Annotated in this window: 8 protein-coding genes and 1 pseudogene; 5 read left to right on the top strand and 4 right to left on the bottom strand. The window is 62.1% G+C overall.

Annotated elements, in window-relative coordinates; genetic code table 11:
• The first annotated feature begins 205 nt into the window (after positions 1-205).
• Positions 206-1780, top strand: a complete 1575-nt coding sequence (locus NKI72_RS32730; RefSeq protein WP_352540899.1) for an alkaline phosphatase D family protein — start codon at positions 206-208, stop codon at positions 1778-1780.
• Between the two features lie 47 nt (positions 1781-1827).
• On the opposite strand, the gene NKI72_RS32725 is transcribed toward NKI72_RS32730, so the two are convergent.
• The gene (locus NKI72_RS32725; protein WP_352451242.1) at positions 1828-2109 is read right to left on the bottom strand and encodes a hypothetical protein; all 282 of its coding nucleotides are present in this window, start codon (positions 2107-2109) and stop codon (positions 1828-1830) included.
• 198 nt (positions 2110-2307) lie between these two features.
• Between NKI72_RS32725 and typA the strand changes: the two genes are divergently transcribed.
• Together typA and NKI72_RS32715 are read left to right on the top strand one after the other, a co-directional pair.
• Entirely contained in the window at positions 2308-4137 is a 1830-nt protein-coding gene (typA, locus tag NKI72_RS32720) for a translational GTPase TypA (RefSeq protein WP_352451241.1), read from the top strand.
• Positions 4138-4153: 16 nt separating this feature from the next.
• A complete protein-coding gene (locus tag NKI72_RS32715; RefSeq protein WP_352772143.1) occupies positions 4154-4363 on the top strand; it encodes a hypothetical protein in 210 nt (69 codons plus the stop codon).
• A gap of 31 nt (positions 4364-4394) precedes the next feature.
• Here NKI72_RS32715 and NKI72_RS32710 read toward each other — a convergent pair whose 3' ends face one another.
• Complete coding sequence (locus NKI72_RS32710) at positions 4395-5021, bottom strand: DUF1062 domain-containing protein (protein WP_352834071.1); 627 nt, start codon at positions 5019-5021, stop codon at positions 4395-4397.
• Positions 5022-5414: 393 nt separating this feature from the next.
• Here NKI72_RS32710 and NKI72_RS32705 point away from each other — a divergent pair, with 393 nt between their 5' ends.
• Positions 5415-6029, top strand: a complete 615-nt coding sequence (locus tag NKI72_RS32705) for a LysE family translocator (protein WP_352834068.1) — start codon at positions 5415-5417, stop codon at positions 6027-6029.
• Positions 6030-6036: 7 nt separating this feature from the next.
• Here the strand turns inward: NKI72_RS32705 and NKI72_RS32700 are convergent, their stop codons facing one another.
• Complete coding sequence (locus NKI72_RS32700; RefSeq protein ID WP_023678126.1) at positions 6037-6360, bottom strand: YciI family protein; 324 nt, start codon at positions 6358-6360, stop codon at positions 6037-6039.
• Between the two features lie 137 nt (positions 6361-6497).
• A complete protein-coding gene (locus tag NKI72_RS32695; protein WP_352683681.1) occupies positions 6498-7061 on the bottom strand; it encodes a peroxidase-related enzyme in 564 nt (187 codons plus the stop codon).
• Between the two features lie 130 nt (positions 7062-7191).
• On the opposite strand from NKI72_RS32695, the pseudogene NKI72_RS32690 reads away from it, so the two are divergent.
• Positions 7192-11025 (top strand): annotated as a pseudogene (locus NKI72_RS32690) (NAD-glutamate dehydrogenase); the annotation flags it as partial.
• Between the last annotated feature and the right edge of the window lie 79 nt (positions 11026-11104).

Below are 11104 nucleotides of genomic sequence, written 5' to 3'. Positions count from 1 at the left end.
GTTCCCATCAGCCATCGCATCAAGAAATGCGCCTGGAACGACGACTATCTCATCAATGCCATCACTCATATGCGATAGCCCTGCCCTCGAGGGGGGAGATTCGCCAGCCTGTTCACTGTTATCAAACCTTCATCGTTTCGAAATGTGCCTGAAACATTGAAGCTGGAGCTTGGCGGCTACGTTCAACGCCATCCAGGAGACAGCCATGAACAAGATTTCGATGACGCGGCGCGCTTTCGTCACGTCGGCCAGCGCCGTTGGCCTGGTCGGCGCCTCGGGCCTCGCCCTCCCCTATTACTCGCGCGCCAATCAGCGCCCGGCTTTCACCCATGGCATCCAGTCCGGCGACGTCGACGCCACCAGCGGCATGGTCTGGACACGCACCGACCGGCCGTCGCGCGTCATGTTCGAGGTGTCGCCGACCGAAAGCTTCACCAATGCCGTCCGCCTCGCGCCGCTCGATACCTCGCCGGCCAGCGATTATACGGTGAAGCGGCTGCTTACCGATCTCGCCTCCGACCAGGACATCTTCTACCGCATGGTCGCGGCCGATCTTGCCGACATCAACGCCGTTTCCGAGCCGGTCGTCGGCCGCTTCCGCACGGCACCTGCCTCGAAGCGCGACATTCGCTTTGCCTGGTCGGGCGACACCGCCGGCCAAGGTTGGGGCATCGACGAGACCGGCATGAAGACCTACGCCACCATTGCCAAGCACACGCCCGACTTCTTCCTGCATTCGGGCGATACGATCTATGCCGATGGTGCGATGAAGGACGAGGTCGACCTGCCCAACGGCGGCAAGTGGAAAAACAAAGTGCTGATCGACGAGAAGCGCAAGGTTGCCGAGACGCTGGACGAATACCGGGCGCAGTGGAAATACAACATGATGGACAGGCATGTGCTGGCGCTCAGCGCCATCTGTCCGACCTTCTATCAGTGGGATGACCACGAGGTGCTGAACAACTGGTCGGACTCGAAGGACCTGAGCGCCGACGATCGCTACACTGAAAAATCCATCCATGTGCTGGCGGCACGTGCGGCGCGCGCCTTCCACGAAATGACGACGATCCGTTACGAGCCGTCGGAGCCCGGCCGCGTCTACCGCAAGATCGCCTATGGTCCGCTGCTCGACGTGTTCTTCCTCGACATGCGTTCCTACCGCGGCCCCAACGGTCCGGATATGCAGGAGACGATGACGCCGCAATCGCGCATCCTCGGTGAACAGCAGATCAAGTGGCTGAAGCGTGAACTGGCGAATTCCAACGCAACCTGGAAAATCATCGCCGCCGACATGCCGCTCGGCCTCGTCGTCTGGAACGACGGCACCAAGAAGGTAGGGGCCGAGGCGGTCAGCAATGGCGACAATGGCCCGGCCAAAGGGCGTGAGCTGGAAATTGCCGACCTTCTTCGCTATATAAAGAATGCGGGTATCAGCAACACTGTCTGGCTCACCGCAGACGTGCATTACACAGCCGCGCATTACTACAATCCGGACAAGGCGCAGTTCCAGGACTTCGATCCGTTTTGGGAATTCGTTTCGGGTCCGATCCATTCCGGGACGTTCGGGCCTAATGGTTTCGATATGACATTCGGCCCGGAGCTGAAGTTCATAAAGGCACCAACTGCCGAACAGGGTCAAAACCTGGCGCCTTCGGCCGGCCTGCAGTTCTTCGGGCTCGTCGAGATCGATGGCGCCACCGAACAGTTGACGGTGCGGCTGATGGATCGCGACGACAGCGAACTCTACAAGGTCACGCTCGATCCGGTGCGGTCGGCGTGAGCGACGGCGCCACTACACTCGGGCCAGCCCGAGGGTAGGAACGTATATCAATCGGGATAGCAGACGACGGGAATGTTGGGCCAGACGGCGCTGTCGCATCCGGCATTTTGCTGCCGCTGCTTGAAGGCGGCGCTGACCGGCCCGGTCACCACCGGATCGACGCCATCGGGAGCATCGGCAAAAAGCTGCTCCGCCGACGGCTTGTCGGACGGCAAAGCAGACCGCGTCTCCTTGAACGACGCCGCCGATTGCGCCGCGCCGGCCGCGAGGAGGACGGCGAGCGCGGTACATGCCAAAATCGGCCGGAGTTTGATGCCTATCTCGATCATGAAATTCGAACTGTCCGGACCATGAAAGGTTCCGCCTTGGTTAATAATTCCACTTCACACCAAGACATTTAAGATTTGGTGACTTTATTTGGTGGCTCGCCTCCTCTTTCGCAATTGCGAAAAACCCTGTATGAGCCGCCCAACCGAAAGAGGCAGCGCCTTTTGGCCTGCTGCCTGCAACGCTCCCGAGACCAAAACATGAAAATCCGCAATATCGCGATCATCGCGCACGTCGACCATGGAAAAACCACCCTCGTCGACCAGCTTCTGAAACAGTCCGGCTCGTTCCGCGACAACCAGCGCGTCGCCGAGCGCGCCATGGATTCGAACGACCTCGAAAAGGAACGCGGCATCACCATCCTGGCCAAGGCGACCTCGGTCGACTGGAAGGACACCCGCATCAACATCGTCGACACGCCCGGCCACGCCGACTTCGGCGGCGAGGTCGAGCGCATTCTGTCGATGGTGGATTCGGCCATCGTGCTGGTCGACGCCGCCGAGGGGCCGATGCCGCAGACCAAATTCGTGGTCGGCAAGGCACTCAAGGTTGGACTGAAGCCGATCGTCGTCATCAACAAGATCGACCGGCCAGATGCCCGCCACGTCGAAGTGGTCAACGAGGTGTTCGATCTTTTTGCAGCACTTGACGCTACCGACGAGCAGCTCGACTTCCCTATCCTTTACGGTTCAGGCCGCGACGGCTGGGTCTCGGAAAACCCCGAAGGTCCGAAGGACCAGGCTCTGGCGCCGCTGTTCGACCTCGTCATCAAGCACGTGCCGGCCCCGACCGTTCATCCCGGCCCATTCCGCATGATCGGCACCATCCTGGAAGCCAATCCTTTCCTCGGCCGCATCATCACCGGCCGTATCGAATCCGGCACGCTGAAATCCAACCAGGCGGTCAAGGTGCTGCACCATGACGGCACCCAGGTCGAAACCGGCCGAATCTCGAAAATCCTTGCTTTCCGCGGGCTCGAGCGCCAGCCCATTGACGAGGCGCAGGCGGGCGACATCGTCGCCATCGCCGGCCTGTCGAAAGGCACTGTCGCCGACACCTTCTGCGACCTGTCGGTGACCGAGCCGCTGCACGCGCAGCCGATCGATCCGCCGACTGTGACGATGTCTTTCCTCGTCAACGATTCGCCGCTGGCCGGTACCGAAGGCGACAAGGTGACCAGCCGCGTCATCCGCGACCGCCTGCTGCGCGAGGCCGAAGGCAATGTCGCGCTGAAGATCGAGGAATCACCTGACAAGGATTCGTTCTTCGTTTCCGGCCGCGGCGAATTGCAGCTGGCCGTGCTGATCGAGACGATGCGCCGCGAAGGTTTTGAGATCGCCGTGTCGCGGCCGCGCGTCGTCATGCAGAAGGGCGATAGCGGCGAATTGCTGGAGCCGGTCGAGGAAGTCGTCATCGACGTCGACGAGGAGCATGCCGGCGTCGTCGTGCAGAAGATGTCGGAGCGCAAGGCCGAGATGGTCGAGCTTCGCCCTTCGGGCGGCAATCGCCAGCGCATCGTCTTCCACGCGCCGACGCGCGGGTTGATCGGCTACCAGTCGGAACTGTTGACCGACACGCGCGGCACCGCTGTGATGAACCGGCTGTTCCATGCCTATGAACCTTACAAGGGTGAGCTGCCGGGCCGTACCAACGGCGTGCTGATCTCCAACGAACAGGGTGAATCGGTGGCGTACGCCATGTGGAACCTGGAAGACCGTGGCCCGATGGTCATCGACCCGGGCGTCAAGGTCTATCAGGGCATGATCATCGGCATCCATTCCAGGGACAACGACCTCGAAGTCAACGTGCTCAAGGGCAAGAAGCTGACCAACATCCGCGCCGCCGGCAAGGACGAGGCGGTAAAGCTGACACCGCCGATCCGCATGACGCTGGAACGCGCGCTGGCCTGGATCCAGGACGACGAGCTGGTCGAAGTGACGCCGAAGACCATCCGCCTGCGCAAGCTCTATCTCGATCCGAATGAGCGCAAGCGTTTTGAGAAGTCGGCGAAAGTGGTCGGCGCGGCGTAAAGGGCAATACCGCGCAATGAGCGGTAAACTCGTCACGGCTGTCATATACGACAATCGACCCGAGGCCGAAGTTTGCGTGTCGATGCTCGACGCGTATGGAATTTATGCTCTCGCGAATTATCTTCTCGACACGGGCAGGCTTGGCTTGATCCATGTGCAAGTCGCCGACTGCGATCTCGATGCGGCCAAGGGTTTGATTGGCTCGGCCTCCAAAGAGGGCAACTGACCCCTGGCCGTACGGATTCCCTGCCGTTGCCTCATTCACCTGCAGCCGAAATGATTTTGTCCCGGTCTGGTTCGCCAGACAGGTGGATCTGGATCGCCGTTCCCGCCCGCGCTGGCTTGCGCAAGGCTTTGGCTCCGTCCGGACCAACCACCAGCAATCGTTTCTCTTCCCAAACCTGAAGCCGCGATCGCGAGACACCGAGTTCGTTGGCGAGCAACCGGTCGAGCCGCAGCGCTGTCGGCATTTCGAGCCAGAGCCGAAGTTCGAGCGCGCTGGTATTTTCCGGTCTATCCCCGAGCGCCTGCTTATGAACGACGGCTTCGGGAAACTCCTCGACGCGCCCGATACTGCTTCGCAATGCGGCAACATCGAAGGCATGGCGCCGCGCCAGGACCGGATCGTTGCTTTCGAGCGCCTGCAATATTGTCGGTTCGATATCGCGGCGGCTGCAGCGCTCCAGAATGCCGAAATTCCAGGAATTGTCGCAGTCGATGCAGCGGTAGATCAACCAGGCGTCAATGCGCTTGCCGTTGGCATTGACCCGGAATTTGCCGCTGCAGCGATAGGCTTTCAGGCCGCCGCAGCGATTGCAGTTGAGGTGAGGTCGAGGTGCGGTCTTGGGTGTGATCGTCCAGCGGATACGCAGTATCGAAGGCATGCCGAAAAGCCCTTCCCGTCGGGAAGTTCGTCAGATCGGCGATATCGAGAACCCATGCGGGCACGGCGTGGCGAGAGACTGCGGCAGTTGGAAATCAGGTGTCGCGGGTGGTTATGCGCGACAGCGGTTCAGCAGTGCCAAACCGGTCTCGAACCGCCACCCGAGGAACACATGATGTGAAAATAGGCATCGCGACTGCGACGCCCTGCTCTGTGTTGGGGGAGTTGACGAGACCGGCGGTTACGAAGGCAAAGTGAAGCTCGAAATGATGTCGGGACGACATTTCTAGCCGCGAGGTGCCTGGCCGACAAGCCTTCTTTCGGTGGACGCTACTGTCGTCGGACCAGTTGGGTTATCTTGAACGACCCAAACATTTCAAACGGGATCCGCGTCATGCATTTCACATCGCTTCTGATTTTTGCCGGCGCCCTGCTTGTTGCCGCCGGCTCGCCCGGCCCATCGATCGCCGCTCTTGTGGCGCGGGTCATCGCAAAAGGGTTTCGCGACGTGTTCCCGTTCCTGCTTGCGATGTGGATCGGCGAAGCGATCTGGCTGTCGCTGGCGGTGTTTGGCCTCGCCGTGGTGGCGCAGACGTTCCACTTTGCCTTTGTCGTCGTGAAGTGGGTCGGCGTCGCCTATCTCGGCTGGCTTGCCTGGAAGATGTGGACGGCACCGGTCGAGGCCAAGGAAGGCGCGCTGCCGCGCGAAGATTCGCCCGTCAGACTGTTCTTTGCCGGCATGGCGGTGACACTCGGCAACCCCAAGATCATGATGTTCTATCTGGCGCTGCTGCCGACCATCATCGACCTCGGTTCGGTCAGCATGGTGGGCTGGATCGAATTGACGGCGACCATGGCAGTGGTCCTGGTCGCCATCGATTTGACATGGGTGCTCGCCGCATCGCAGGCGCGCAAGCTCTTGAGGAGCAAGCGGGCGATGAAAATCGCCAACCGCATCAGCGCCGGTACCATGGCCGGCGCTGCGGCGGCGATCGCCGCGCGGTCTTGAGCCGGCGTCAACCCATTTCGATTATCGGTGCGATCTCGACGCTGAAACCCGGGTCCGTCAAGATAGGACAATCTTTGGCTTTGCCGACGGCATCGTCGATGTCCTTTGCTTCGATGATGGTGTAACCGGCGGTCGGATTGCTGCCGCCATTGTTCTCGACCTTGCCGCCAGGCAGCAGGGTCTTCGACATGCCGACTGGATTGCCACCGTCGACCACCGCTGAACCAAGCTTGCCGTACCAGCCGTTCCAGGCATCCATCGCTGCCTTCCGTTCGGCCTCCTCGGTCGGCATCTTGCCCGAGCCGTGATAGACGTAGAGAAATTTCGCCATGTTCTCCTCCTCTGATCGGCGGCATCGAACCGGCATGCGGTCATGCCGCATGCCGATCATCGGACCAAACCGGCAAACAAGCAACGAGAATGCGAAGTAGCTAATATAATATGCCGTTGGCTCGCAACGGCGGTGCCCTATCGCGCCATCGCATGGTATTCATCGTTCGGCCGCATATCGATTGCCGATGCCAGCCGGTTCGACATGTTGAAGAACGCCGCGGTCGAGGCGACGTCCCAGATGTCGCGGTCGGAAAAGCCGACTTGCCGCAACGCCGCCCGGTCCGCTTCGACGATCTTTGCCGGCTGCCCGGTCAGCTTCACCGCGAATTCGAGCATGGCGCGTTGCCTGTCCGACAGCTTGGCGGCGCGAAAATTCATCACCATCATCTCGCCGAAGGCTGGGTCGCCGGAAAGCTGGCGCACCGCCGCGCCATGCGCGGCCAGGCAATAGTAGCAATGGTTGACCGATGAGACGGCCACCGCGATCATCTCGCGCTCGAGTTTCGACAGGCCGGATTCACCCAGCATCAAATCATTGTACATGTCGGTGAAAGCGCGCAGCTTCTTCTCGTCGAAGGCATAGGCGAGCAGCACGTTGGGAACGAGGCCGAGCTTCTCCCGGCACTTGGTGAAATAGGCCTTGGTCGCGTCGCTCAGCTCCGCCGGTGCCAGGTCAAGCGCGGTGATTTTGTCCGTCATGGCGGATCTCTCCTCTTTTTCGCCAGGCTGCCGGTGAATTCCGACATTTCGTCGCAAGCCGTCAAACCTTTGTCGCCAAATACCCGTCATCTGTTAGCATAGCCGCAAAAACATGTGACGGGAGGGACTCATGGCCAGCGTAAAGTCAGCGAGCCGGTTGAAAAAAGCCGGCCTGACGAGGGGTGAAGCCGCGGGTGGTGAAAAGCCCGGCAGGCTTGCCGACTACCTGCTGGCCCGAGCTCCGGCCGAAGATGTCGCCGCCTACGACGTCATCGATCTCGAACGCGCTGCCGAACTCGCCGGCCGCGCAGTGGCCAGGCACAAGAAGGACGACTGCGTCGTTGCCATAGACGTCGATTCCGGTGTCGTCCGCCAGGGCCGGCCGATGACGGTGATCACTGTCGTCAACGACAACATGCCGTTCCTGTTCGATTCCGTCCTCGGCGAGATTACAGAAAGCGCCGGCGAGCCGCTGCTGGTTACCCATCCAGTCATAGTCGTCAGGCACGGCAAGAACGGCGTCGAGGAAATCCTCGGCGATGGCGGTTATGCCAAGGGCGACCACAGCCATGACCGACTGAGCGTCATCCATGTCCATATCGGCCGCCTTTCGGCCGAGCAGGCCGAAGGCCTGGCCGCACGCCTGACGAAACTGCTCGGCCAGGTGCGAGCCGCCGTCACCGACTGGAAGCCGATGCTTGCCCGCCTCGACCAGGCGATCTCGGAATTCCGCTACTCGCCAGTGCCGCTCGACAAGGCCCATGTCACCGAGGCGATCGCCTTCCTCGAATGGCTGCGCGACGACAACTTCACCTTTCTCGGCATGCGCGAATTCAACTATACCGGCGGCGAGACGAGCGGCATGCTCGAGCGCGCCGAAAAGCCCGGCCTCGGCATCCTTTCCGATCCCGACGTGCTGGTGCTCAGACGCGGCACCGAAGCGGTGAGCACGACGCCGGAAATCCGCGCCTTCCTGCATGGGCCGGAACCGCTGATCGTCACCAAGGCCAACGCCAAGTCGTCGGTGCACCGCCGCATCTACCTCGACTACATCGGCGTCAAGACCTACACCGGCAAAGGCGTGCTTTCAGGCGAGCTCCGTATCGTCGGCCTGTTCACCTCGACTGCCTATACGCGCTCGGTGATGAAAATCCCCTATCTGCGCTCGAAGGCGGAAACCGTCATCGCCAAATCCGGCTTCAATCCAAGCGACCATTCCGGCAAGGCATTGATCAACGTGCTGGAGAGCTATCCGCGCGACGAGCTGTTCCAGGTTCCGGTGCCGATCCTGCGCAAGCATGCCGAAGCCATACTGGGCTTGATCGAGCGGCCGCGCGTCAGGGCATTGGTGCGTGTCGACCAGTTCGACCGCTTCGTCTCCGTGCTCGTCTTCGTGCCGCGCGACCGCTACGACAGCGTCGTGCGCGAGAAGATCGGCACCTATCTGAAGACCGTCTTCGAAGGCCGGCTGTCCGCCTATTACCCGGCCTTCCCGGAAGGCGGGCTGGCGCGCGTCCATTTCATCATCGGCCGCTCCGGCGGCAAGACGCCGAAGGTCGAGCAGGCAACGATCGAGGCGGCGATCCGCGACATCGTACGGACTTGGGACGATGCCCTGCGCGAGACCGCGACCGAGACCGGCGCCGATGCGAGACTCACGGCCATCGCCTCGCGTTTTTCGGAAAGCTATCGCGACAGTTTTCGGCCGGGCGTGGCGCTGGCCGATGCCGGGCGCATCGCCAAGCTCGATGCGTCAAATCCGATCGCCATCGACTATTACCGTCACGCCGACCAGAAGCCGCATCAGGCGGCACTGAAGATCTATCACCATGGCAGCCCGGTGGCGCTGTCGCGGCGCGTGCCCGTGCTGGAAAACATTGGTTTCCGCGTCATCAGCGAGCGCACTTTCGAGGTCGGCGACAATCAATCCGGCACGATCAATAGTGATCAGCCCGGCATGGTCTTCATCCACGACATGGAACTCGAGAACAGCTACGGCAGGCCGATCGACCTCGGCAATGGCGGCGCGCTGTTCGAGGATGCGTTCCTTTCCGTCTGGCGCGGTGATGTCGACAATGACGGCTATAACGGCCTTGCCCAGACCGCCGGCCTGTGGTCGGGCGAGATCACCGTCCTGCGCGCCTATGGCCGCTATCTCCAGCAGGCCGGCATCCCGCAGAGCCAGGATTTCATCGCCGCCGCGCTCAACCGTTATCCCGAGATCGCCCGCGGCCTGCATGCGCTGTTTGTCGCCCGCCTCGGCGCGACGGCCGAGACGGAAGGCGTCGTTCAGGCCAAACATCTGAAAGCCAAGATCACGGATGCGCTGGAAGACGTTCCCAACATTGACGACGACACCATCATCCGCCGTTATCTGAACCTGATCGAAGCCTCGCTGCGCACCAATCATTTCGTTGCCGATACGAAACAGAAAGGCCAATCGCTGGCGATCAAGCTCGATTCGCAATCGGTCGACGGGCTGCCGGCGCCGCGGCCATGGCGGGAGATCTTCGTCTACGGCTCCGAGGTCGAGGGTGTGCATCTGCGCTTCGGCCCGGTCGCGCGCGGCGGCCTGCGCTGGTCGGACCGTGCGCAGGACTATCGCACCGAGGTGCTCGGCCTGGTCAAGGCACAGCAGGTCAAGAATGCGGTGATCGTGCCGGTTGGCGCCAAGGGCGGCTTCTACCCGAAAAAGCTGCCGATGAGCGCCGGGCGCGACGCAATTTTCGAGGCCGGCACGGCCGCCTACAAGAATTACGTTTCCAGCCTGTTGTCGATCACCGACAATATCGGGCTGGATGGCGTCATCCCGCCAGCCGGCGTCGTGCGGCGCGATCAGGATGATCCGTATTTCGTCGTCGCCGCGGACAAGGGCACGGCGACCTTCTCGGACATCGCCAACGCCATCAGCGAAAGGCACGGCTTCTGGCTCGACGACGCTTTCGCCAGCGGCGGTTCGGCCGGCTACGACCACAAGAAGATGGGCATCACCGCCAAGGGCGCCTGGGAAGCGGTCAAGCGGCATTTCCGCGAGATGAACCGCGACATCCAAACCACGCCGTTCACCGTCGTCGGCGTTGGCGACATGTCGGGCGACGTGTTCGGCAACGGCATGCTGCTGTCGGAGCAGACCCGGCTGATCGCCGCCTTCGATCATCGCGACATCTTCATCGATCCCGATCCCGACATGGCCGCTTCGATGGCCGAGCGCCGGCGTATGTTCGCTCTCGCCCGCTCAAGCTGGCAGGATTACGACAAGACGAAGCTGTCCGAAGGCGGCATCATCGTCTCGCGCAGCCAGAAGTCGATCACCTTGCCGGCTGCCGCGGCTGCAGCTATCGGCCTCGGCAAGACAACGGCCACGCCGGTCGAGATCATGAGTGCCATCCTCAAGGCGCCGGCAGATCTTTTGTGGTTCGGCGGCATCGGCACCTATGTCAGGGCATCGGGCGAGACCAACCAGGACGTCGGCGACCGTGCCAATGACGCGATCCGCATCACCGCGCTCGACCTGCGTGCCAAGGTCATCGGTGAAGGCGCCAATCTCGGCGTCACACAGCGGGCGCGCATCGAATTCGGATTGAATGGCGGCCGCTGCAACTCAGATGCGATCGACAATTCGGGCGGCGTGAACTGCTCAGACGTCGAGGTCAACATCAAGATCGCGCTGGCTTCCGCCATGCGGAAGGGATCGCTGACGCGGCCGTCGCGCAACAAATTGCTGGCCGAGATGACCGACGAGGTCAGCGCCCTGGTGCTGTCCAACAATTACCAGCAGACGCTGGCGCTGTCCCTTGCTCGCAAGCGCGGCCTTGCCGACATTGCCCATCAGAGCCGCTTCATGGAGGCGCTCGAGGCGCGCGGGCTGCTCGACCGTGCCGTCGAGACGCTGCCGTCGCCGGCGGCGCGTGGCCAGCACGCAACCCCCCCCCCCCCCCCCGCCCCCGCCGCGGCGTGCGTACTTACCATCATCCCCGGCGTCCCGGGCGCCGCGCGCGGGGGGGCGCCGGCGCGCGCCGCCCCGCCGGCGCTCTCCTAAACTA

Source organism: Mesorhizobium sp. M0437 (genome assembly GCF_040321335.1).
In the GTDB taxonomy this organism is placed as follows: Bacteria; Pseudomonadota; Alphaproteobacteria; order Rhizobiales; family Rhizobiaceae; genus Mesorhizobium.
This window is presented reverse-complemented; position numbering and strand designations above follow the sequence as displayed.

What these genes read in the sequence shown, in the direction of transcription:
- NKI72_RS32730 (WP_352540899.1), top strand. Translation starts at nt 206, where the DNA reads ATGAACAAGATTTCGATGACGCGGCGCGCTTTCGTCACGTCGGCCAGC.
- NKI72_RS32725 (WP_352451242.1), bottom strand. Translation starts at nt 2,109, where the DNA reads ATGATCGAGATAGGCATCAAACTCCGGCCGATTTTGGCATGTACCGCG.
- typA (WP_352451241.1), top strand. Translation starts at nt 2,308, where the DNA reads ATGAAAATCCGCAATATCGCGATCATCGCGCACGTCGACCATGGAAAA.
- NKI72_RS32715 (WP_352772143.1), top strand. Translation starts at nt 4,154, where the DNA reads ATGAGCGGTAAACTCGTCACGGCTGTCATATACGACAATCGACCCGAG.
- NKI72_RS32710 (WP_352834071.1), bottom strand. Translation starts at nt 5,021, where the DNA reads ATGCCTTCGATACTGCGTATCCGCTGGACGATCACACCCAAGACCGCA.
- NKI72_RS32705 (WP_352834068.1), top strand. Translation starts at nt 5,415, where the DNA reads ATGCATTTCACATCGCTTCTGATTTTTGCCGGCGCCCTGCTTGTTGCC.
- NKI72_RS32700 (WP_023678126.1), bottom strand. Translation starts at nt 6,360, where the DNA reads ATGGCGAAATTTCTCTACGTCTATCACGGCTCGGGCAAGATGCCGACC.
- NKI72_RS32695 (WP_352683681.1), bottom strand. Translation starts at nt 7,061, where the DNA reads ATGACGGACAAAATCACCGCGCTTGACCTGGCACCGGCGGAGCTGAGC.